At 43.5% G+C, this 24267-nt stretch carries 21 protein-coding genes; 7 read left to right on the forward strand and 14 right to left on the reverse strand.

What is annotated here, in order from left to right; genetic code table 11:
* Nucleotides 1-193: 193 nt before the first annotated feature.
* The 3 genes from MKY28_RS10820 to MKY28_RS10830 all read right to left on the reverse strand — a co-directional run bounded on the left by MKY28_RS10820 (nucleotide 194) and on the right by MKY28_RS10830 (nucleotide 3456).
* The gene (locus MKY28_RS10820; RefSeq protein ID WP_340935937.1) at nucleotides 194-1432 is read right to left on the reverse strand and encodes a DUF418 domain-containing protein; all 1239 of its coding nucleotides are present in this window, start codon (nucleotides 1430-1432) and stop codon (nucleotides 194-196) included.
* Between the two features lie 163 nt (nucleotides 1433-1595).
* The gene (gene map, locus MKY28_RS10825; RefSeq protein WP_339199809.1) at nucleotides 1596-2336 is read right to left on the reverse strand and encodes a type I methionyl aminopeptidase; all 741 of its coding nucleotides are present in this window, start codon (nucleotides 2334-2336) and stop codon (nucleotides 1596-1598) included.
* Between the two features lie 157 nt (nucleotides 2337-2493).
* Complete coding sequence (locus MKY28_RS10830; protein ID WP_340935938.1) at nucleotides 2494-3456, reverse strand: helix-turn-helix transcriptional regulator; 963 nt, start codon at nucleotides 3454-3456, stop codon at nucleotides 2494-2496.
* Nucleotides 3457-3587: 131 nt separating this feature from the next.
* On the opposite strand from MKY28_RS10830, the gene MKY28_RS10835 reads away from it, so the two are divergent.
* Nucleotides 3588-4712, forward strand: coding sequence for a GerAB/ArcD/ProY family transporter (locus MKY28_RS10835; protein ID WP_340935939.1), 1125 nt, complete (start codon nucleotides 3588-3590; stop codon nucleotides 4710-4712).
* An 85-nt stretch (nucleotides 4713-4797) separates the two neighbouring features.
* Here the strand turns inward: MKY28_RS10835 and MKY28_RS10840 are convergent, their stop codons facing one another.
* Both MKY28_RS10840 and codB read right to left on the reverse strand, forming a co-directional pair.
* Complete coding sequence (locus MKY28_RS10840; protein WP_340935940.1) at nucleotides 4798-6066, reverse strand: cytosine deaminase; 1269 nt, start codon at nucleotides 6064-6066, stop codon at nucleotides 4798-4800.
* Nucleotides 6035-7312 carry a cytosine permease gene (gene codB, locus MKY28_RS10845; RefSeq protein WP_340029436.1) on the reverse strand — a complete coding sequence of 426 codons (1278 nt, stop codon included), beginning with the start codon at nucleotides 7310-7312 and terminating at the stop codon, nucleotides 6035-6037. Before codB ends, MKY28_RS10840 begins: the two co-directional genes overlap by 32 nt.
* 500 nt (nucleotides 7313-7812) lie before the next feature.
* Here codB and MKY28_RS10850 point away from each other — a divergent pair, with 500 nt between their 5' ends.
* On the forward strand, nucleotides 7813-8763 hold the full coding sequence (locus MKY28_RS10850) for an ABC transporter substrate-binding protein (RefSeq protein WP_340935941.1): 951 nt from the start codon (nucleotides 7813-7815) through the stop codon (nucleotides 8761-8763).
* 172 nt (nucleotides 8764-8935) lie between these two features.
* Complete coding sequence (locus tag MKY28_RS10855) at nucleotides 8936-10654, forward strand: AraC family transcriptional regulator (protein WP_340935942.1); 1719 nt, start codon at nucleotides 8936-8938, stop codon at nucleotides 10652-10654.
* A gap of 41 nt (nucleotides 10655-10695) precedes the next feature.
* Here the strand turns inward: MKY28_RS10855 and MKY28_RS10860 are convergent, their stop codons facing one another.
* The 3 genes from MKY28_RS10860 to MKY28_RS10870 form a co-directional block, all read right to left on the reverse strand.
* The gene (locus MKY28_RS10860; protein ID WP_340935943.1) at nucleotides 10696-11346 is read right to left on the reverse strand and encodes a hypothetical protein; all 651 of its coding nucleotides are present in this window, start codon (nucleotides 11344-11346) and stop codon (nucleotides 10696-10698) included.
* A gap of 194 nt (nucleotides 11347-11540) precedes the next feature.
* Entirely contained in the window at nucleotides 11541-12572 is a 1032-nt protein-coding gene (locus MKY28_RS10865; RefSeq protein ID WP_340935944.1) for a ketopantoate reductase family protein, read from the reverse strand.
* 14 nt (nucleotides 12573-12586) lie between these two features.
* Nucleotides 12587-13333, reverse strand: coding sequence for an acetoacetate decarboxylase (locus MKY28_RS10870; protein ID WP_081746052.1), 747 nt, complete (start codon nucleotides 13331-13333; stop codon nucleotides 12587-12589).
* A 151-nt stretch (nucleotides 13334-13484) separates the two neighbouring features.
* Between MKY28_RS10870 and MKY28_RS10875 the strand changes: the two genes are divergently transcribed.
* The gene (locus MKY28_RS10875; protein ID WP_036615729.1) at nucleotides 13485-14372 is read left to right on the forward strand and encodes a LysR family transcriptional regulator; all 888 of its coding nucleotides are present in this window, start codon (nucleotides 13485-13487) and stop codon (nucleotides 14370-14372) included.
* Nucleotides 14373-14459: 87 nt separating this feature from the next.
* On the opposite strand, the gene MKY28_RS10880 is transcribed toward MKY28_RS10875, so the two are convergent.
* Nucleotides 14460-15866, reverse strand: coding sequence for a family 4 glycosyl hydrolase (locus tag MKY28_RS10880; RefSeq protein ID WP_340935945.1), 1407 nt, complete (start codon nucleotides 15864-15866; stop codon nucleotides 14460-14462).
* Nucleotides 15867-16042: 176 nt separating this feature from the next.
* On the opposite strand from MKY28_RS10880, the gene MKY28_RS10885 reads away from it, so the two are divergent.
* Nucleotides 16043-16894 (forward strand): AraC family transcriptional regulator, encoded by an 852-nt coding sequence (locus tag MKY28_RS10885; protein ID WP_340935946.1) that lies wholly within the window; start codon nucleotides 16043-16045, stop codon nucleotides 16892-16894.
* A gap of 98 nt (nucleotides 16895-16992) precedes the next feature.
* On the opposite strand, the gene MKY28_RS10890 is transcribed toward MKY28_RS10885, so the two are convergent.
* Nucleotides 16993-18117: a phosphotransferase enzyme family protein gene (locus MKY28_RS10890; RefSeq protein WP_340935947.1), complete on the reverse strand. Its 1125-nt coding sequence runs from the start codon at nucleotides 18115-18117 to the stop codon at nucleotides 16993-16995.
* Between the two features lie 131 nt (nucleotides 18118-18248).
* Nucleotides 18249-19166 (reverse strand): ArsR/SmtB family transcription factor, encoded by a 918-nt coding sequence (locus tag MKY28_RS10895; protein WP_340935948.1) that lies wholly within the window; start codon nucleotides 19164-19166, stop codon nucleotides 18249-18251.
* 209 nt (nucleotides 19167-19375) lie between these two features.
* Between MKY28_RS10895 and arfA the strand changes: the two genes are divergently transcribed.
* Entirely contained in the window at nucleotides 19376-20884 is a 1509-nt protein-coding gene (arfA, locus tag MKY28_RS10900) for an arabinosylfuranosidase ArfA (protein ID WP_340935949.1), read from the forward strand.
* Between the two features lie 634 nt (nucleotides 20885-21518).
* On the opposite strand, the gene MKY28_RS10905 is transcribed toward arfA, so the two are convergent.
* Complete coding sequence (locus tag MKY28_RS10905; RefSeq protein WP_340935950.1) at nucleotides 21519-22100, reverse strand: hypothetical protein; 582 nt, start codon at nucleotides 22098-22100, stop codon at nucleotides 21519-21521.
* A 116-nt stretch (nucleotides 22101-22216) separates the two neighbouring features.
* The gene (locus MKY28_RS10910; protein ID WP_340935951.1) at nucleotides 22217-23131 is read right to left on the reverse strand and encodes a DsbA family oxidoreductase; all 915 of its coding nucleotides are present in this window, start codon (nucleotides 23129-23131) and stop codon (nucleotides 22217-22219) included.
* A 134-nt stretch (nucleotides 23132-23265) separates the two neighbouring features.
* Here MKY28_RS10910 and MKY28_RS10915 point away from each other — a divergent pair, with 134 nt between their 5' ends.
* On the forward strand, nucleotides 23266-23613 hold the full coding sequence (locus MKY28_RS10915) for a winged helix-turn-helix transcriptional regulator (protein WP_340935952.1): 348 nt from the start codon (nucleotides 23266-23268) through the stop codon (nucleotides 23611-23613).
* A gap of 161 nt (nucleotides 23614-23774) precedes the next feature.
* On the opposite strand, the gene MKY28_RS10920 is transcribed toward MKY28_RS10915, so the two are convergent.
* Nucleotides 23775-24239 (reverse strand): NUDIX domain-containing protein, encoded by a 465-nt coding sequence (locus MKY28_RS10920; protein WP_340935953.1) that lies wholly within the window; start codon nucleotides 24237-24239, stop codon nucleotides 23775-23777.
* Nucleotides 24240-24267 lie beyond the last annotated feature (28 nt).

The raw sequence follows: 24267 nt of genomic DNA on the forward strand, positions 1-24267 counted from the left end.
TCTTTCATTTCGCATTACCTTACCACTGCCCGCACTATATTAGTTAGCTTATGTATTAGGGTTGATATGTTGAATCTATAAATAATTACTAATTATAACAGGAAACATTAGGAAGATGATCGTTACGGCATAAAGAAGCCCTTTCTTTTGGTAGAACGAGCATCTTTTTGCGTTTCACGATAACACTTTATGCTTACTGGACACCAGGCGCGTTTTCATTCGCAGTTAAATTCGATCTTTTCTTCTTTCTTGGCTGCCCTTTCCAGGACAGATAAGTCCAAATCCGTAGGATATACTCGACAGGACCATTGCTAAATTTCTTAAGATATAGCGGACTGAGCCACAATTGAATACCGTACACAGCAAGCGCAATAATTGCTCCGATGAACACACCAGCACTTCCAAACAGTCCCAGGCCATATCCATAGAAAATTGTCGTACAGATTACGCTCTGCATCAGGTAATTCGTCAACGAAAGACGGCCTACTGCCTCGAACCTGCCCATCAGGCTGGAACGACGGTTTTCCGTATACAACAGCGCAAATGCGTATATGTATCCCAGTGCAAGCAACGATCCTCCAAGTGTCCCCCCAATTCCGATACCGAGCCAACCTTCCGCACCCAATTGTGGCGCCAATACACCGTATGCTTTGAGTATCAAACCAACTGGAATCAATAACGATGCCCGGCGAAGATATATAGCTCGCATCGTTTGGGGATCGCTAAACGTGCCAATTCTGGCAGCGTGCATGCCGAGCAGGAACATCGGCACCGTCATGAGTGGTGCTAACATCAGGGCTATCAGGGCAAATGACAACTCCAAATCCCCGCCGAATGGATCGCCGTTATTACTGAAATTCCTGATTTCCGCGTATGTGCCGTTGCCGTATACATCCTGACTTTGAATGATGTAGTTCTCCATATGAATGGACTCAATCGCCAGCGGGTTCATCGGATTAGATGCCGGGAGACCAAGTATGCCCGCTCCCATGAGTAGCAGTACCGCCCATATGAGCAGCGTTTTGGGCTTCCGATTAAGGAACATGAGCAAGAAGAAACCGAGTACACCATAAAATGTAAGGATATCCCCTTCCCACAGATAGATGATGTGCAGTAATCCGATTCCAAACAGTAGTAGAAAACGGCGTGCCAGATGACACTTTGGTCGTAAATCTCGTGATTTTAGGCTTCCCGAGAGCTTAACCATTCCAAAGCCAAACATAAATGCAAAAATCGGCATAAAACTTCCCACCACAGTGATCAGCAGGAATGAGAGGAAGGCCTGATCTGCTCCGCCAATCCCGAACAGTTGGGGTTTGCTCTGGCCATACATTCCATATTGGAAAGCCAGCATATTCGCCAGCACAATGCCGACCAGACTGAATCCACGCAGTCCATCAATGACTTGAACGCGCTTTTTTGATGTGCTCAATCAATCACCTCTGTCTATAACATAAAGATCAGATCTAAATATACGTTAAATCCTTCCATAATTTCAACATAAATTAATAAGCGGACGTTTATATTTTGATTTATTTTGACGTACCAATAAAACAAAAAAAGTCGCTATATTTAGCGACTTCAGTTTGAACACCTTAAAGAGTGACAATAATTGGACCATTTTTAGTAAGAATAATCGTATGTTCTATTTGAGCTACATAGCTGTTTTTAGTAACAAAGGTCCAGCCGTCCCCTGTTTGGTCCACTTCTTCTTCTGAAGTTGAAATAAATGGCTCGAATGCGATAACCATACCTTCTTTTAACAATTCATCATCCGATGGATCATTATAATTATAGATGTGATCAGGTGCTTCGTGTATTCCACGTCCAACACCATGTCCTGTAAGGTTTTTGATAACCGTTAATTCATGCTGTCTGGCAGTTTGGAATACGGCTTTTCCGATTCCGCTTTTTTTGGAGCCCGGTTTTGCTTTTTTAAGACCTGCTTCAAATGCCAGTTTAACAACGTCGCATATTTTCGTTAACACTTCTGCACCTTCGCCTACGACAAACGAGAGTCCCGTATCTGCAAAATAACTGTTCTTGGAGCCAGACACATCAATATTGACGATGTCCCCTTCTTGAATAACCCGATCTCCCGGAATACCATGTGCCACTTCTTCATTAACACTAATACAAGTAAATCCCGGGAAATTATATTCACTTTTTGGAGCAGAAACTGCGCCGGCTTTCTCAAAAAGCTCTCCGGCCAGATCATCAAGTTCTTTAGTTGTTATGCCCGGAATGGTTCTTTGAACCAATTCATCTCGAATAGAAGCCACAATTTTGCCAATTTCCTTCAAACCATTAAAATCTTCTTCTGTTCTTGCGATCATTTTTTCTACCTCACTATCTTTTATCATCCATTGATTACATAAGTGTTATCTTTGATTGCACATTAGATAATCATATCCAAAGCAGCAAAGCTTCGCAACTTTTTTATCAATCTCACAGATCAAAATCCGATGAGTTCAAATCCTGTCAGTGAAGTTGTTAAAGTTGATAGTATTCCATTAACTCGGATACAACAGCAACAAGTCTGTCCTTCAAACGTTGTGGTTCGATGACTTGAATGGACTTCCCATAGGATAGGAGAAAATAGGGGACGTATGTATCAATTGATTTTTCATCAAATAAAAAGATGGCTTGATTAGAAGTCCGCTCTTTCAGATAATGTCCCATAAACCAATGCAGCCCCAAGTCATCCAATGCCTCTGATCGGCCTTCGATAACCAAGGAGATTAACCCCTCTTTGCCCCCTACATCAGGTAATAAATTTTGCAGAAAAAATTCACGGGCTGAAAAAGCTTCCGAACGCTTAAAACGGAGCGGAGTAAGCTTGATTCGCAGAATACGATCTGCCCGAAAGCTGCGGAATTCATTCCTCAAGTGGCAAAACGCAATGGTATACCATTTATTATTCCAGTAAACCATTCCATACGGGTCTATTACTCTATTCTTGGGTTGTTCATCTCGGCTTCTGCGATAATCAATTTCGACAGAGCAATCATTAGCCACGGCTTGCTCCAATTCCGCCAAGATCGGCTGAACGGATGGATCTCCCATGCGATAGATAACGTTAAACCCGGCTAAATGACGGCGAAGTGTGTTTTCCTGATCCTGATTTGTATACATTTTCAATTTGGATGTGGCATTGTCCAATGCTTCACTCAAAGGGTATCCAGTTTCTTTTGCAAACACAGCAGCTTGGAGAAGTGCCTTTTTTTCATCAATCTCAAATAACAGAGGTGCTTTGATATGCTGATTCAGCAAGCTATACCCGCCGTTGTGACCTGTATCGGAAATGATCGGTACTCCACTGGCACATAATGCATCAATATATCGATATACGGTTCTTATATTGATTTCTAACTTTTCGGACATCTGTTTTGCAGTTACTTTGGTGCCTGAATTCAGCATCCATAGAATGGCTAACATATTATCGTTCTTTGGCATAACCTGCATCCTCATCTTCAGTTCATTATTGGATATCTATACATTATATCAGTACAGCATATTTTACATAAAACAACTTCGTTGGGCGATACTACCTAGAAATATATTCTCCGGTTTGGAGCGAAGGCCAAATGAAGCAATCCACATCTAATATTAATACCTCCGAGGTAATTATTGTAGTTATCAATTCAATACTCGGAGCTGGAATTCTAACACTCCCTCGCACAATTAGTAAAGCAGTAGGGACACCAGATGTATGGATTTCTGTCATTTTATCAGGATTAATTGTAACCACAATCAGCATCCTCCTTGTAACCTTGTGTCGTAGATTCCCCGGTAAAACGGTATTCGAATTTATACCCGAAATCACAGGTCAGTGGATTGCTTATCTATTGGGACTTTTAATTATCGTGTATTTTGTTGTTCTTTGTTCATTCGAAGTTAGAGTCATGGCCGAAATTACAAGTATGTACATCCTTGAGCGCACGCCTACTTGGGTCACCATTATGGTCAGTTTGTGGATTGGTATTTATATGTTAACGGGTGGTCTTAAGGTCATCATCCGGGTCTTTTCAATCGTGTTGCCCGTTACGCTTGTGTTGTTAGCCCTGGTTTTCCTTTTAAGCAGCAAGATGTTTGAAATTAATAACCTCAGACCACTCCTGGGCGATGGATTCATGCCTGTGTTGAAAGGTCTTAAACCTTCGTGTCTCTCCTATTCTGGATATGAAGTTTTACTCATCATCACAGCTTACATGGTAGACGTGAAAGCAAGCAATAAAGCTGCTATATACAGCATACTTAGTTGTACGATCATATATTTGGTCACGATTGTTACCGTTGTAGGAAACTTATCTTTGCCAGGAATTCAAACACGAATGTGGCCAACGTTCGACATGGTTCGAAGTTTTGAAATTGAGGGGTTTCTTTTTGAGCGATATGAATCGCTGTTCATTGTGTTTTGGCTGATGCAGATCTTTGCAACCTATGCTTTTAAACACTATTTTGCGGCAATCGGGATCCGAGATTTGTTTCGTCTCAAAAATATTACGAGCATACAATTCGCCATGTTGCCAGTCTTGTATGTTATTGCTTACTTGCCTAAAAACCTAGAGGAAACGTTAGCTTTGGGTGATTTTCTTGGCAATATGTCCATTTTTTTATTTGGCTTGTTACCGCTGCTACTGCTGATCATTAGTTTTGTTCGTAAAAAAGGCGGGAAGCAGGCTACTAGTGAAGCACTTAAGGCAAGCTGAATGTTTGGTTCTTATTGTATGTAGACAGTAAAGAAAAGAAAAAAGCCGCTAAAATAGCGACTTTAATGGGAGTATATTTTCTTCATTATTTATTAAAAGTAACCTTTTCTGTACCGCCCTCAAAAATGATGGATGTGTCCCGCGGCTTCGATTCCGCAATTTTATGACCGCCTCTGTAGGAATACAGTACTCCGGCTTGTTTGCGTACGGCTTCATATTCATTCTCTGCTTCAAGAACAATAAAGTTGGCAGGCTTACCCTCTTCAATACCGTATACATCCTCAATGTGTAACGTTCTTGCGCTGTTTTTCGTAATGAGGTCGATCGAATTCACGATCTGGTCGTAACCAAGCAACTGCGAAGCATGAATCCCCATGTGCAGTACTTGCAGCATGTTGCCTGTACCGAGCGGATACCAAGGATCGAAGATGTCATCGTGACCAAAGCACACATTCAGACCTGCTTCCTGCAACTCTTTGACACGCGTCAGCCCTCTTCTCTTCGGATACGTGTCGAAGCGTCCTTGCAGGTGAATGTTAACCAGCGGATTGGAGACAAAGTTCAAATCAGCCATCTTAAGCAAACGGAACAACTTGTACGTATAAGCGTCATTATATGACCCCATCGCGGTTGTATGACTTGCCGTTGTGCGTGAACCCAGTCCACGTTCATAAGCTTCCTTGGCAACAACTTCAACAAAACGGGATTGCTCATCATCGATCTCATCGCAATGGATATCGATAAGACGATCGTATTTTTCAGCCAGATCAAAGGCAACTTTCATTGAATCAACGCCATATTCCCGTGTGAATTCGAAGTGTGGAATGCCGCCGACCACGTCAACGCCCATTTTCAGTGACTCTTCCAGCAATTCTGCCCCGTTTGGATAAGAGTGAATGCCTTCCTGTGGGAAAGCAACAAGCTGAATGTCCATATATGGAGCCATTTCTTCTTTTACTTCAAGCATCGCTTTAACAGCAATCAAGCTTGGATCGGTAACGTCCACATGAGTCCGTACATGCTGGATACCTTGTGCCAATTGCCACTTGAGTGCCGTTTTGGAACGTGTTTTGACATCTTCATGTGTCAAGAAAGCCTTGCGCTCTGACCAGCGTTGGATGCCTTCGAACAGCGTTCCGCTTAGATTCCATTCTGGCTCGCCTGCAGTGAGCGTTGTATCGAGATGAATATGCGGCTCAATAAACGGTGGCAGCAAAAGCGATCCGTTAACATCCAGGATCTCTTCATTCTCGGTCACTTCCAGCGATTGTGTAATTCGTTCAAACTTTCCGTTCTTCACAACGATATTCCATAGTCCTTCTTTACCCCGCAATTTTGCGTTCTGTATAATCATTTATTTTCCCCATTTCTTTGGTTTCTTTGGCAGGAACAATCAGCATCAAGACGATATAGGCCACTGCTGTACCAAGTAGTGCGTTCAATGGTGTTACGCCAGGAGCCAGTTGAGCGAATGCCACGCCGATGGCCCAAGCCACCATCGCTACCCAGTTTACATTTTTGAATGACATGTCGGCAAATGGCTTATAGTTTCTACGTTTCACAATGAAGTAATCTGCGATAATAATAGCCCCGATCGATGGTACCGCCGCCCCCAGTACGTTTAGGAAGCTGACGAAGTTGTTGTACATCCACATGGCGAATACGGTACCCACGATACCGTTTACGACGACGAAGAATTTCTTTGAGATTTTGGTGATGTTCGCAAAACCAAGACCCGAAGCGTACAGTGCATTATCATTGGTCGTCCAGATATTCAGGCCCAGAACGATAATTGCCGGGATGATCAATCCTTGCAGGAACATGACCTCCGAGATATCGGCCAAGTTATAGGCCATCGCACCAACTGCACCAAACAGAAACATGAGTGAGTTACCCAGGAAGAATGCAATCACTGTTGCGGTAACTGCCTGTTTCGATGTTCGGGAAAACCGGGCAAAATCGGGTGTCAGCGTTCCGCCGCTTATGAATGATCCGATACAGATCGTTAATGCCGCCGCCGCGGTAAGCGACTGAGTCGGCGTGTAATCAAGCAACCCTTGCAGACCACCCAGCGAACCTGCACCTTCGAACATGGAGTAACCACCGAGAATGGCAATCGCAGGAACTGCGATATATCCAAGAATAACGAGTGACTTCATGCCGAAAATGGCTGATGCTGTCATGGCAAGTCCGAACACGATAATCAACAGGTACACGTTCCAATCCATGGCTTTGGCGACTGGAATCGCGAACATGGCTACGCCTACTCCGAACCATCCGACTTGTGTGAAGCCTAGCAGGAATGAAGGCAGATACGACCCTTTTGCGCCGAACGCATATTTAGCGAGCAGATGTGTGGACAGGCCCGTTTTGGCGGCGATATGTGCCAGTGCCCCTGTGTAGATACCGAGCACCAGATTGCCTGCAAGCACGATGCCAATAAACTCCATGAACGTCAAGCTTACTCCCAACGTGCCTCCTGCCAGCATGCTTGCTGAGAAAAATGTGAAACCGAGCATGACGGATAACGTCTTCCAAAAGTGGTTTCTTTGAGATTTCGGCACAGCTTGCCATGAAAACTCTTGATCTTGTTTGCTCATCAGAATACCCCCAACGTAAAGTGTATCTGATACCAAAAAAAGCAGAAAAAAGAGGCTACTCGTCAAGTTATACACTGACAAGTAGCCTCTTTTTGCATCATAATCCGCGCGAAGACACAGAGCATCCCATGTCGGGATAAGCCCTGATTCTCGCGTGATTATGAAATCCGCTGCCCTTGCCAGCCTCTCTGGACTGAATTAAAGGTACCAGTATTCAATTACATACTATTATTTTGGAAAAACCTGCAGTTGTCAATGTCATTATTATCCAAAGGTTATTAATTCCTTATACAGCAAGCTGTTTTTGATCACGGTTATTCAATGATGAGGCACCAGTGGATTGAAAACAAAGCAACGAACAAATAGATGCACGCATTGACATTTGTACAAATAAATTCACTGCGTTTTTTTCATTGTAAGCCGCTGAAAAGGCACCTATAATTACGTTGTAATTGATAATGGTTATCAATTAGAAAAAGAGAACTCAGGGGGAAACAATGATGAACAGTACAATTAAGAAACACCTATTCATATGGGGAGCATGCTTCCTTCTTCTATCCATCCTTGCAGCATGCAGCCGTTCGGAAAGCGCCTCCTCACAAGAAGCTGTGAAGACCAACGAACAAACGACAAAAAGCTATACAACCCAAACAGGCGAAGTGATTGAAATACCCACTCAGCCGCAACGGGTGATCTATCTTGGTTCAACACTTGGAGATCTCCTGGCCATGGATATTTCCGTCGTTGGAGCCAATCTGATTCATGCTTCCGAAAGCTATATTGTAGACCGATTAGAAGGTATTGATGATGTCGGAAATCCTGGTGATTTGGAGGCAATAACAGCCTTGCAGCCTGCCTTGATTTTGAATGGTTATAACCAAGATGCTGACCGAAACACCGCTTTTTCGAAGATTGCGCCTACCATTCCGTTCAACTCGGCGTTACCATTTACGGAACGCGTACGCGAACTTGGCAACATTTTTGGCAAACAGGATGAGGCAGAGAAATGGATCAGCAGATTTGATACAAAAGCGGAAGCGATGTGGGACAAGCTGAATGTGGCAGAGGGCGAGACAGCGACCATCTTCTTGCAGTTGGGTAAACAGCTCTATGTGATGGGCAATCGTTCATTGGGTGTAGTCTTGTATCAAGAGCACGGATTTGCAATTCCACCAGCAATTCAGCAAAACATTATCGACAAGGAGCTAACATTCGTCGAACTTTCGGAAGAACTAATGCCGGACTATGCAGGAGATCATCTCTTTGTCCTAACGCTGGATAATGACGAAAGTCGAGCTGAATCTGATCGGTTGTTACAGAGCACACTATGGAAAACGTTGCCGGCCGTTCAGCAAGGACACGTTTACACAGCATCAGCCGATTGGAATACCGACAACCTGCTGGCACTGGAGCAATTGCTTGATGAACTACCGAAATGGATGAATCAATAATATCGCATAGATAACGTCAAAAATCCTCCAACCCCTTTGGGTTATGGGGGATTTTTGGATTTTGTAAACTTCTGCTACGTGTAATAAGGTCTGCAACGAAACATTCTCTAACGTGTAAAATGTGGTAAACTAGTAATTGAGAATTATTATCACTAGATCGGAGTGCTCCAGAATGCAAATGGCTTCCCTATACATCCAACTGCAGCAGCATGATCTGCTTCAGCTCGCACCACTGCAGGAAACCAATCATCATAATCCATCAACCAAGAGCAAGGCTGCCAATGAATATACATTGCTTATTGCTCTGGATCATGGAATTCAGCTGTTAACAAACAATATTTCGAAAGATCTGAGCCAAGGCAGTTGTATTCTGCTCCCTACTCAGCAATCCTACATTCTCAAAACGATAAAAGAGCAAGCGCTTGTAGCTCGGTTTACCTTTCTTGCTTTTCAGGTGGATAAGTCGAATCTGCTCCCGGCTTGCCCTCCTCTTATTCTGGGCTTTCCTTACAGGCTGTCTCTTTCTACTATAAAATTGGCGTTGGCAGGAGAGGACTGGATTTCTCCGCTGCCTTTGCAATCCAACAAGCAAAATCGGTTGCAGGAGAAGAAATTCACGCCTACGCATCATTCAAAATCAGCAGTTACTCAGGCCCGGCTGCAACTGATACTTAGCCTGATGGCTCAGCTAGAAAGCGCTGCTCCGCCAGTGCAAAATGATCAAGCGGTACAGCGTACACTCAGCTATATGGAGCAGCACTACAACGAAGATCTGACCGTAGAGCTTTTGGCGGAAATGGCCGGCATGGTTCGATGGCAATATAGCAAATTGTTTAAGGTGATGACTGGTAAGAAACCAACCGATTACCTGGCAGAGCTTAGAGTCAAGCATGCCAAAAAGCTATTGTCCAGTTCTAGCGATACCTTGCGTGAAATATCCAGACAAGTCGGTTTTAAGGATGAGTATTATTTCAGTCGGCGCTTTCATCAGCTCACAGGACACCCTCCACGGGAATACGCCAATATACAAAGAAATACCAGGCAAAGAACGATCACCGATTCCCTCGGCAGGCAGATTTCCCTCCCTGATGTGGCTATACGAATCGTGGTCACAGGTACCAATACCCTTGGTGAGTTGCTTGCTATCGGTATCCGTCCAGTCGGTGCGGGTATAACTACAATGAAATCACAAGTCATATATCGAAACAAACTGCATCAGATCCCGGATATTGGACTGCAAGGCGCACCGGAACAAGTCTCCCTACTGAAGCCTGATCTTATCCTGCTAGGCAACTATAGTGAGCAACAGTTACCTCGACTGGATGCCATTGCACCTACCATCGTTTATCGCGAATCAACCAGCACTTTTGAGCGTCTTCGTTATATTGCGGATCTTTTCGGTCGAAGCAGAACGGCTGAACAGTGGATCGACCGCTATGAGGAGAGTGTCAGGAGGATCCGGCGACAATTGGCGGATGATTATATTGCAGGAGAACGAGCAACTGTCTATCTGGTGCTGGGTAAGAACATATATGTTATGGGACAGACGGGATTTGCTGCTACCGTGTATGAATCACTTGGCTTTCGACCCACCGAATCCGTAAATCAACTGATCATTAATGGCAGACCTTGGATACAAATCGATCACAATAAAATCACACAATACGGTGGAGACCGAAACTTCGTGATGGTACCTCAGGAGGAGATGAATGTAAATATACCTTCTCCGCTCCAAAGTTTGGTTGGCATGTTGTTACCCAGTAAAGTACATATAGTAGAAGCTGGCTGGAACTACGATGATCCCCTTACCCGTGAGAGGTTATTGACGATTCTACCCTCTATTTTTGCTAAGGATGGACTCACACCTCTGCTAGCAAATGAAAAAAAATAAACCGTAAAGCACGGTTTATTTTTTATAACATTTTCACCATTTTACGATATGTGTCCAACAACTTCTGGTAATACTCTTTCATATTCCTTATATAAAACATAACGATTAACACCTCTGGAAGAGTTAAGTGCTTCATGCGCGTGCTGAATAGCGGTATCGCGGTTTTCTACTTTGAGTTCAATACCGGCAAGCAATGTTGATCTCATCCACTTTTTCTTAATGGATTTAAGTCTTTCCCGCGCCTCATCACTTTTCCCGTCTTCCAATAGTAGAATGGTTTCATAATATGTACGGTAGTCCGATAAGCCGATATGAGGTACAGCTTGCCGAATGGCAAACATATCCTTGCGATATAATCCGTAAGCTGCCTTGAACTGTGCTTGTGTTGTTCTTCGCTTATATTTCTGCATAATCTGCTCCATAACTAGTTCTACCTCATCATCAAGTCTGTTTGCAAGGACATAAATAATGTATGTCCCAGGTGTATTTTGCTGCTTTGATAAAAAGCACTCTAAACGATCTATACGCTTATCAAATACTAAAGGATAAAAAACATGCTTAATAAAGGCGATAAGAATGGTAACGACTACAACCCCCACAATCAGAAATAGAGGATATTCGTTTATTTGCATAAACAAGACAAACATCAATACAACCAAATAAAACGTGAATTCCCACCAAGAGTACCTCATTATGAATCTCCTTCGAATAGTAAAATAACAAGCAAGTTATATTATATCAAAATTAATTCCCCTTTTTGTATAATGTTAGGAAATAAAAAATACGAAAAACAGTCTCCTCGTCTTAAATTTAAACCTGACTAGATTTACTGATACAACAAAAAAGCCGCTATATTAGCGACTTTCAGTTGAAATAATTGAATTTATTATTGTGCACTTAATAGTTCTTCAAAAGCTTTAATGTTCGTGTCAAAGTGAGGGACGGTTTGAGTTTCTTCAGCAGATTTAACCAGTTTTACAACTAAATCATTATAAGGTGTCGCAATTCCGGTACCTTCTGCTCTACTTGAAACAACCCCATTAATATAATCAATCTCCGTTTTGCGGTTCTTCTCCAGATCTTGAAGCATGCTTGCTTTGAGCAGTCTGGAGGGCTCCATCACGTAACGTAATGTTTTCACCCGTTCAGGGATATCTTCTTTGCTGTTCAGTTCGAGTGAAGCGATGTCGAATCCATTCATTTTAACCAAGGTAACCCCATTGGCGCGAGCAACTTTAATCGTCTCGTCCGCAATATGAGCTGCACTCACAATGCCGGCTTCATGATCGATAATGTCTCCGTATTCCCCATTCAGTGCAGCGGACAAACCACTGAATGCATTGTTAATCAACAATTTGGACCATTTGGTTCCAACCAGGTTATCGGAAATATGTGTTCCACCTACAAGGTCCAACACCGATTTCACGCGCTGAATTCGTTCGGTGATTTCACCATTTAATTCACCAATCTGAAAAGCATACTGCTTAAATTGAGTGTACTCGGTAGTCAGACTTGATACACCTGGTTCAATGAACGTAGCGCCGAATTCAACGGAGCCAGCAATAACACGTTTTTCACCCACGATGGACGCCACTTTTTCTTCGGGAATCCCGTTCTGCAAGGAACACACCATACTGTCTTCATTCAAGAATGGAATTAATTCCTGAAGGATGGAATCGTTGTAGAGTTGTTTGGTTAAAAGTAACACGAGGTCATATTGTCCTGATTTCTGATCAGGAGTAATGGCTTTTACTTTTGCCTGAAACTCTGTGGTACCCGGCACTTTAGCACCGGTCTGATTTAAAGCATCTACATGTTCTTGATATGCATCAATTAACTCAACGTCCAGTCCACCATCCGCAAGATATGCGCCTACGATGGTTCCCAAAGATCCTGCTCCTACAATTGCAATTCTCATTTTATTTTTCCTCCTTATTTTTCTTCCAGGTAGTTATATACAGGTTGTGCAGCGTTTAAGGTTAGGTTGGTAAGGATATGAGAAGCTGACACCACTTCCAACACAGGCAGATCTGCAAGAGGTGCCAACGCATGTTCGAACAGTTGAAGTCGGGCAGGTCCTGTCCAAGCTTCCTTCACTTCGATGTCCGTAATTTGAGTACGGATCAGATCACATATTCTTAAATTCCCGGTATAGTCGGTAGCAATCTTAATCATAAAATTAGGTCGGCATATTTCACGTTTGGCGAACTCTTTATCCATCTCCACATGTTTATATCCCATCGTTGCCGTGGCTACACGCAGCGTTCCATAATCTAGTGTGCCAACTAGTGTATCTGAATCGGTATACAACTTGGGTGCACCCAGCTTTTTCGGATAGGCGGTGAGCTCTCGACCACTCGCAATCGCGGGGAAATTGTCTACGTACATCGAATGCACATAATCGCCTTCCTCCCCATTGAATTGTACAGGGATAACTTGTCCAGCTTCTGTATATGCACCCAGTCCAGAAACATCTGGCATCCACATCACTTCGAATCTAACCAAAGGTTCAGTAATTTCCAGAGGTTCCGGTACGGCTGCCCGCAACGCTTTTTCATCGGTCCGGTAAATAATATTCAAATATTCACGATTCACGAATTTGTACGGTGGCATTGGATATGCCGGAGCTGTTAGGGGTGTATTCAGATTTTTAGCTATGTTATTCACATCGATTTTCATCAAAGACACCTACCTTATAAATTTAGTTGAATTTTGTTATTTAAAATTTGATCTGTATCTCATAAAAAAATTCTACATCAATATTTAAATTTAATATAATACATAATAAGTACTATATATATTTATCAGAATAAATAAGGAGTGCAGATAAATGGAATTGCTTCAGCTCAAATACTTTCAGACCGTTGCCTATACTGAACATATCTCCAAGGCAGCTGCCCAATTGAATATTGCTCAACCTTCCCTAAGCTTAACGATTAAAAGACTTGAGGATGAACTGGGTACCCCCTTATTCCACAGGAGAGGAAGAAACATTCAATTGAATTCCTCAGGTGAGATTTTATTAAAGCATGTAAACCGGATTTTTATTGAAATTGAAAATGCAGAGATGGAGATTAAAGCGGAGGAACAGCAAATATCCAATACAATCAGGATCTCGATTACGAATACTCGGTTCCTCACAGGTCTCATTAGTGACTATATCAACGGTTCCCCTGAAACCAAGCTTCATCAGGGTATTGGGACCCGCAGTGAAATTATTACAGGTTTGAAGAAAAATGATATGCATCTGGGCATTACGGGGCATCCGATTCAGGATGAGGAGATTGAGAGTGTTGTTCTTGTTGAGGAGGACATTGTTCTGGTTGTGCCCACGGATCATGCATACGGCGGAGAAACAAGCATTTCATTAAGTGTTGTTGCAAATGAGCCCTTTATTTCCCTTGCCGATAATAAGGAGTACAGCCGCTTTACAACTATGCTCTGTGAAAAAGCAGGTTTCCTCCCCAATCATGCATTTGAGGTCGATTCTCATACCCTGCTTGAAATTATCAGCCTTAATCAAGGTGTTGCATTAATTCCGATCTCCGTATGTAGAGCACTGGGGTTACGTTATGTAAAAATTGCTGATGATTCAGCCATATATCCCATTAGCCTCTCCTGGGTCAAACAAAAATGGTTATCTCCTATTGTTCGAGAATTTCGTGATTTTATTACTTCGTACTATGAAGACCATGCTAGCTTGTTTAAAGTGGAGTAGGATTTCTTGATACATGACAAAAGATAAAAACAAAGACCACGTTAGTCCCATGGAAGGAACCGACGTGGTCTTTGATCGTTATCGTTCTTAGTTATACTGCAGTCTGTCCTTATACCAAATGTCCGGAATCATCTTACGCTCCAGCTCCAACAATTCATGGATGATCTTGTCCGCGTCACTGATGGAACTCACGAGCGGGTCGGTGAGCATCGCCCTTCTCAGCTTCTCGTAGCTCTGTTCCAGCACAGCTTCAACCGTAAGCTCATGCGTATCCAGTACAAGTTCTTGCATCCCTCTTATCCCACGCGGCATCTCGCCTACATGGAGTGGTTTCGCCCCATCCATATCTACATCGCATAGTAGTTCCAGGAACGAATCGTTATTCATATTGGTTACCGCACCTTGATTGAGCGTATTGATGAAGAATTTTTTGCCCAAGTTTCCCACCATATTTTCGATGATGTCAGTCGCATGATCTGGTCCGAAGGTGCTCATATAATCGGCAATCGGGATGTTCCCTGCAAGAAAGTCATCCACCTGCTGCCACATCTCATCGTGACGCTGATATCTGTCCTCTGTCTCCCAGATCGATAATGGGGGAATCGTGTCCGCAGTTTTGCCAAGACCTTGCCAATACCGAACGTATTCCTTTGTATGCGCCGTACAAGTAGGAATGATTCCGAAAATATCATACAGTTCATAGGTAATTGCATCGTTAAAAAGAGCTTTTGCGCCGCGATCACCGCCGTTGTTCTCCTCACCTGCCATCTTACGCATGGCTTCTGCGATTGTGGGCATCACATTTTTTCCTTCATACTCGGCTTTGAGCAGCCAAGTGAAATGATTGACACCCGCGATACGAAAATCGAATTTCTGGTTGATCTCTTCGGTGAACTGGCTTGTATTTTCGATGATTCCGGCTCGTACGGCATAATAGGCTTTCTTATGCGGCATATGATGACTATCGCACAGCGCAAATGATTTGAGATTGGGTGCATAACGATGTAAAGCGATGCCGTGCACGGTAGACGGGTTAATATAATTGATCACCCACGCATCCGGACACAGCTCCTCTATGTCTTTGGCGCACTCCATGATAACCGGTAGTTCCCGCATCGCGCGAAAGATTCCTCCAGGGCCAATCGTATCGCCGGAACACATGCGAATCCCATACTTTAGAGAAACCTGGCAGTCGATGCCCCGATATTTCACCGATTCTTCAGCAAAGCTGAGCACAACGAAGTCGGCTCCCGGTAGTACCTGTCTTCGGTCCACTGAACCCTCAATCTTTAGGGATACGTTGTTCTCCTTGACGACCATTTCCGCTAGTTTTACCATTTTCGAAAGCCGTTCCTCGTCCGTATCCACCAAAGCCAGCGTTCCTTGATTCAAATATGGGGAGTGTACCATCTGCCAGATGGACTGCCGACCAAAAAACAGGCTGCCCGCCCCAATAACAACTACCTTTGGATGCTGAGTACTTGTAGCATTCATTAATAACCCCTCCTTTTAACGATATAAGTTCATTATAGGTGAGTGGGCTGGAATCGGAATGTGTGATAGTTTTCAAAACATGTCATATCGTACGATAGTTAACAAGAGATAAATCCTTTGTTATGATAGTCAAAAATGAAGGATGTCATAAAGTAGAGAGGAATGAGTTGGATTAGATGCATACAGGAACTGTAAATATGAGTATAATCGACGAACTTTCGGAGTATATCACACTTCGCATGAGCTCTTATTTGGAACAAACACACGACAGTAATTGGACGGAGCACAAGTCTCATTCCGATTATGATCTGTGGTTCATTACAGCTGGCTCCGTGCTAATTACCATCGATGGAATCGAGCATATCGCAGGCCCGGGTGACGTGGTGTTTTTTTATCCGGATATGCCCTATATTGCTTCCACGACCGGAGAGATGTGCCGATTCGTATACATGCACTTTGATTTCAGCATCGCTGAGCAAAAGCGAATTCTCGGCGAGTTTCAGCTCCCGGGCATCGTACCTGGCAATCTGATTCAAGAGGAATCAACACTCTTCACCTCGTCCTATCGAAGATTCAAGCAGAGTAGCGGCGCTTCTGCCAGTCCACTTTACTTGAAAGCCTCTCTGCTTCTCGTCATCGCCAAAATTTTGGAATTACATAGGCAAGGGCTGTATCACGGTGAGTTTCTGAAAGACCGAAAACCGAAGAAGATCGAAGGAAGTCTGGAAGTTCTGCAGAATGTTTTTCCATACGTGGATGCGAATCTGCATCGTGCCATCCGAGTTAACGAGCTTGCAGACATTGCTGGCGTCTCTGAGAAATATTTTATTTCGTTGTTCAAAAAAATTCTCGGTATTACACCGGGGCAGTATATCAATCAGATCAAAATGAACCGGGCCAGAGACTATCTGTATGAGAAAAAATATACGATCCAGCAAATTGCCGGATTTCTGGGTTATCCCGATCCCTTTACGTTCTCCAAAGCATTCAAAAAATTCTACAACGTGCCCCCTTCCAAATTCGAATAACATACCGCAGACAAACAAAGAGGCAACCGGTCGATCCGGCTGCCTCCCCACTTGATGAATCCTTGGTTATTCAGGGTTTAGTTTACGTACAGGTCCCTTCAGCGTCCCTCATACTCAAAAGGAGCTTCAGTGGAATACATCTCATGGAAAAATCCTTTATACGGTATATCCTCTTCCAGACATTTAATGAGATACAGCAGTTCTTCGTTAGCTTCCGGTTCTTCGCCAGCACGCTGCATTTCCTCAAATTGACCTAGAATATTCTCCAAGAGAGTGACTTGAATAAATAAAGGCAGCTTCTCCAGCATCGAATCTTCGATCTTGGTTTCGGAAGTATATCCAGCGAGGGCGGTTTGGAAATAGTCATCCATGAACTGTTTGCGTTTATCCGCATTCGGCTCAAATTGAATCCAGCCGACGCCATGTGTCCATAGATCTGCCAGATCATACATATACCAACCGAAGCATGAATTATCAAAATCATACACGGTGATCTGACCGGTATCAAAAACGATTGAGTAATTCCCATCGTTATAATCGAAATGGATCATGCCGAATGTCTCTTGGTTTGTATCCAAACCTTCTAAGGTATTAAGAAGCTCAACCATCTTCTCCTTAAGCAGAGAAAATGATTCAGGTACCAGGTTATCGATATATTCACCGCTGTAATTGTCAATCAAATGATGCCGGCGATGGACGGGAGTGTACCCTTTCGATAGCTGATGTATTCTGCCCAGAACTTTACCGCTATTATAATAGTATTCGCTAAGTGGAACGCCTTCCCGGTACTGATAATGGTTCTCTACCAGCAACTTCCCTGTGGCCTTCACAAACATACAGATAAAGAACGTATGCTCACCATAAGTGACCTCTTCTAACAGATCGCCCTTTTTCGAGCTGACTACATTCGAGACACTTGCACCGTGCTCAAATAAATACCGGACATACTCCAGTTCGGCAATGTAATCTTCACGCTTTCTGTCAGGCAAAAAAGACACTCGGAGAATTAGCGATTCACGTCCCTCTTGCTCACAGGTGTAAACGACATTCCGTCCACCCTCATGAGGCGGAATAAGCTGAATGTTGTAACCCTCCAGGTCAAACAACTCGGATACCAATGCCAATACATGTGTATTGCTGATGTTAACAGCTTCGTTAAAATTAATAATAATCTCCTCCAGTAAACATTGTTTGGACGGTTTCCCGCACTGCAATGTCCACAAAAGGAATCCCTGTAACGCAAATATCCTTCTGTGAACCTAAAGCAAAATCACCTTGTTAGACATTTAAAAACGCTCCTTTTTGTTCAGATGGCTACATCTTATCCTAATATTCCACATTTTACTAGCCAAATTTATAACTCAGCAGCCTCGTAATAGTACCGTATCAAAATGTCCTGATCGTAGTTGCCAAACCCTTTCCCGAACAACGTAAGTCCGCCTCGACCGGGCACCCCTTCTTCCGGTCTTAATCCAAACGTCCAGTAAGTGGATGAATCCAGCTCCAGATCATGGATACGCACATCTGAGATGCGCTGGCTATCCATAAACGTCCCTTCTCCGTTAATACGCAGCACCTTCAGTACACCATACTGGTTGACGTCCAATTTCCACCATAACGGTGTATGTTTGCCCTTCCGATCTCCAAAATCCCCTGGGCTTGTCCAGGTTCCGAGGTGATGACCATTAAGGGAAAAACGGATGTCAGAAGGCCAGTTTTCATTAACTTGGGGTGCTTCCGAACTGAGTTCGAGTGAAATTTCAATTTCCTGGAGATGCTGTTCTGTATTCAGATAATTGGGGATCTTATATTCCAGAAAACCTTGTGCAAACCAAAGAATACCTGCATTGACCCGATCCGGGTCCATAAAGCAGGCAGGCGTGTCGTACTGTCCAATCATCTGCGTAGTTGTCGCAATCCCGCAGGTCGGCCATGCTTCATAATCTGTATATTGACCTACCGGAATAGAGACTTCATGATAAGGAGCATCAACTGGTTCAGGGGAGAGATTGATAGTCATAAATTCTTGCAGAATAAAGCAGTATTTATACGTTCCACCGTTCTCACGCTTCATGCGGCTGCCTACAATGCCCGCTTTCTGCAATTTGCTCACGTGTGTACTTACAATAGCTTTGCTCAGAAAAAGCTCTTGGGCAAGCGCATTGATATGCATTTCCCTGTTTTGTAGCAGCAGGCGCACAATGTTTAAACGGGCTTCACTTGCCAGTGCCTCGTAAATTAGCAATGAAGCTGCATCTGTCCCAAGCATCATGATGTTCACTTCCTTTTTTGAGTAAAATCGATCTATTTCAATTTCAGGATTCGTTATTTTGCGAACTCATCAAAATGAACTTGCTCAATATATAAGCATTATGATACATATTAGATAACAAATCAATGATTTGATTTTGCTTTTAAGCGAATTCAATACCACTGTTAATTCTTTTGAAAATATGAATTCATCCAATGGAGGTACATACCATGCTTACATCCAAAATGCTTATCGATAAAGACTTTCAGATTGCTGAAGTAGATCCGCGTGTCTATGGTTCGTTTATAGAACATCTGGGAAGGGCCGTATACGGCGGAATTTATGATCCAGGTCATCCTACGGCAGATGCTCAAGGTTTCCGTCAGGATGCCATTGAAGCGATTAAAGCTTTGAATGTGCCAATTGTTCGTTATCCGGGCGGCAATTTCGTATCCGGTTACAATTGGGAGGACGGCGTTGGTCCGGTATCGGAGCGTAAACGCAGACTTGAACTCGCTTGGTGGACGATTGAAACAAATGCGGTAGGAACAAACGAATTTGCAGATTGGGCCAAGCTGGTTGGAACCGAAGTCATGATGGCTGTAAATCTGGGTACTCGCGGCATTGATGCGGCCAGAAACCTGATCGAATACTGCAACCACCCATCTGGCACATACTGGAGTGATCTGCGTATCTCTCACGGTTACAAGGACCCGCATAAATTCAAAACCTGGTGTCTAGGCAACGAAATGGATGGCCCTTGGCAGATTGGTGCAATGACTGCATATGAATATGGCCGTATTGCCAATGAGACAGCCAAAGCGATGAAATGGGTTGATCCGGATATCGAGCTTGTGGCTTGCGGCAGTTCCAGCCGTGACATGAGTACATTTGCAGATTGGGAAGCAACTGTGCTGGATCTCACCTATGAAAATGTGGACTACTTGTCCCTGCATCAGTATTACAACAACAATAAAGACAACACGTATGACTTCCTGGCGACATCGCTGGATCTGGATCAATTTATTGATAGTGTGGCTTCAATCTGTGATTTTGTACAAGCCAAGAAACGCAGCAAAAAGAAATTAATGCTGTCTCTGGATGAATGGAATGTCTGGAAATCCATCGGCACAAGCCGTATGGAAGAACGGTGGCAGATTGCGCCTCCAGAGTTTGAAGATGTGTATACACATGAAGATGCACTGGCTGTGGGCTGTTATCTGATTACCATACTCAAGCACGCCGACCGTGTAAAAATGGCTTGCCTTGCTCAGTTGATTAACACCATTGCACCAATCATGACGGAAAATAACGGAGCAATCTGGTTCCAGACGACGTATTTCCCGTTCATGCATGCATCCAACTTCGGTCGTGGTACGGTGTTGCGATCCATCACCTCTTCACCTAAATATGATTCCAAAGACTTTACAGATGTGCCTTATCTCGAAGCGATCAGTGTGCATGATGAAGAAAACGGCACGATCACAATCTTTGCGGTGAACAGACATCTGGATGAGAAGTTGGAACTGAATGTGGATCTGCGTTCCTTCGGAGAAACGACATTTGTGGAGCATATTGTATTGGAGAACAACGACTTGAAAGCCACCAATACCAAAGAAAACCCACGTAACGTTGTTCCTCACAACGGCGGATATACAACGGTTGACCAGGGTAAATTGCAAGCAGTCTTGAACAAAGCATCATGGAACGTGATTCGCCTCAAAACCAAACAGGCATAATAAATAATAAGAGCGGGATAGAATTCTCTCTTACTCTGCAACATCAGCATTGTTTTCCGCACCGCGTGCAGCTCCCTGCGCGCGGTGCTTTTTGCTGTATGATGGCAAACGGCCCAACTACATAGTTCCAAAGTTAGAAGTGTGCCGCGTATTTGAAACCTCATTTTTTATTCCTCGCAACGAACGAATTTAACGAATACAGGGAGTCTTATTTAACCCGATTCGGGCGGATTTTAATTCTAACGAACACAGGAGAAGTTATGCTGCAGAATCAGCCCCCTTTTTCATACTATATCTTACATTTTGCAGCAAATAGGGTGTGTCATGTTCGTTAGAATTTTAATAGCTTGATATTGACCCGAATAAGGTTTCTGAGGTTCGTTAGCACTGAGTAAGCATCCGAAATCGAGCTGATTCGAACCCCATTTACAGCATAAGCAAATAAGCCACCCTCCGTTTGGCGTACGGAGAGCAGCTTGCAGTGAAGCATCTAGCGAAGAAGCTGAAACAGAACAGAGAAGAAGATAAGGAACAGACCAGATCAGAAAGAGATCAAATCACCCAACATACTAGCAATGTTTCCTTCCCAAATGCAACGAAGGTTGTGTTCTATTTCACGATTTCATTTCAAGTATTATCCTTGTTGTGCTTCCTCTTCACCTTCGGTTTCAGCCTGAGCTGCTTGGCTTGCTGGAGTCATCAGCCCTTGAACTGCCCCCATAAATGGCTGAATCTGCTTAATCATGCCATACCCCATTTTGACCACAGGTGTAAACCGCTGGATCATGCCAAACAACCGCATACCGCCGCCTAACATACCTCCAATCGAGCCTGCACCGCCAAGTCCACCAAAGCCACCTAACATTGAGCCTAGCATAGGCATGAAAGATGATACCTGGGCTTGCCTAGACGTTGAACGAGACATCGACCGGGATCGTACTTGCGACTTACGTGTGCTGTTCACCCGTTTACGGTTTCGAGAGGATGCTGTTTTTCTCGTAGCCCCTGCTTTAGGTTTGGTTTTGCGAGCACTGCCTTCAGATGAGGGTGCTGTGATTGCGGCCTGTGTAAGCTTTCCGCCCCCGGTAAGCACTACGCCTTCGCTGTTAACGCCAGAGATGTACCCGACGTACGTCTCGCCATTATGAAGAGTCACGCAGACTGGGCGATCCTTGAGCCGTTTCACCCGGACGTGTATTTCATTGGTTTTAGCCATGGAATTCACCTCACTTGACTTGATCTACTTCAGTCTACGCAATGGGTGGACGACTTGCCTGTGCGAATAACACATCCGTGTGCCGAAAGCAGGAAGATTCTGACATGGCTCCTGCCTCAGATATGCTCAATATACATCTCATTCAAAATATGACCCATACGATATGTGTGCTCTGCCAATTCAGATTTCACATATGATTCAATATCACTTTTTTCGATACTGTACAAGACCTCAATTTCTTTAGAAAAAAGAAGGTGTCCCTCATTGATTTTCTGCTCCAACGAGTTTATCTGTTTGGGTTTCAGATCACCACCAAGCACCTGCTGAAGTGCTTGCACATATGTTTCAAGCGAACGGGCTCCGACAATTTTCATACCCTGGTTCTCTTCATTCACAATGATAATTGATGGGAAACCTCTAACTCCCAAACTAGCGACACTCTCAAAGTCTTCCTCTAATAACTCTTGTGCTGATTGCTGTGCAGCCGCCTCAACCACTTCTTTTCCATTCAAGCCCAGTTGATTGACGATATCCGTCAGCACATCATCTTCTCCAATATTTCGATTAAATACAAACACGGCTTCACGCGCACGTCTTAAAAAGTCCTGCTCTTTACCAGGGTGTGTACTCTGAATGACCTTAAATACGCGAGATGGCGGATAGGAAGAAAGTATTGGATTATCGTGCCATAAGGAACCGTCGATGGGCATGCGTGAATGTTCACCCACTTCCTTCCAATGATGTGCAACGTCCGAAGGTTTCTGAATCCCGTTAGCGCCATCCGAGAAACCATTCCAGTTAGCCAGTAGCCCACCCATTTTAATTTGCAGCGTAAAATAATGACCGTATTCCTCAATAAACCGATGAAGCACAGGCTCAAGCGCCCAGCAGTGAGAGCAGATCGGATCTGTTGCGTAATAAAGAGTTATCCTTTTCTCAACGTGATTCAGATTGATTTCTTGCATCGCCTCTTCTTCGCTCACACCACATACGCCTGTTTCCAGATCACACATCATAGATTCGTTACTCACGTGTATCCCGCCTTTATATTGTCTTATGAATTGATTTTCTTGTGTTAGTTTGATTATAATGTCTACAATCTTCTGAACAAGTACGATTCTTTTTCTGACTTAGTATCAAAAAGTATACTATTGGAGGGTACCAAGTGAAATACGACTTTAATTTTGATCAGTTATGTCCAGCGACTTATGCATTTCAGGTCATTGGAGGCAAGTGGAATCTTCCGATTCTGGCAATCCTCAGTGAAAATGACTGTATACGTTACAATGAATTAAAAAGAAGACTGCCTGGCATTACCGGGACGATGTTAACGAACTGTTTGAAGGATTTGATTCATTCGGGCATCGTGCATCGGGAGCAATATAACGAGGTGCCACCGAGAGTGGAGTATTCGCTCACAGAATCAGGCAAGGAATTGGTTCCTTTAATTGAATCCATGGTAATGTGGGGTCAGAAAAATATGATAGCAGGCGTGAAGCAACAAGAACTATAACTCCTGGCCTAATGTAACCCCTTATCTAGATGTTCTTTTTTGAATCGCTCTGTACACTTTGTTCAACGACAAAAAGGCTATTTCACTGGATCATCATGTCCTTTGAAATAGCCTTTCCTTTATAAATACAAGACGGCCGCTTGTTTACGACGTGTACACATCTAACTATTCAGGTCGTCATCTTCCTCATTTCCTAAATACATAACCGTTTTTTCTCCCTCAACCAATCTAATGATCTGCTTTCGTAATTTTGCAGGAAATAAAGGTAGTTCGTTTATATTTTTAATTTCGAGCCATTCATATTCCACTTGGTTTTCGTCACTTGGCAGAATAGAACTATCTTGGTCCATCAAACCTATGTACTCGCATAAAAAAACAAAATCTACACGATGAAGAGCCTCACCGTATACACCTTCAATGACAAATTCCAGTGATAACGGTTCTACATCTATTCCGATTTCTTCCGCAACTTCACGCTTCACAGCATCCGTCAGGGTTTCACCTGCATTCTGGCTCCCACCAGGCAGAATGTAGATGACTTCATCATTATCATCCTGCTTCATTGCAAGCATTCTCCCGTCTTTAATGATCAATGCTTTTGCAGAATTTCTAATCTTTCTCTCCATTGCTAATCCCCCATATATATCTGTATCA

Source organism: Paenibacillus sp. FSL R5-0473 (genome assembly GCF_038004565.1).
Classification (GTDB): Bacteria; Bacillota; Bacilli; order Paenibacillales; family Paenibacillaceae; genus Paenibacillus; species Paenibacillus amylolyticus.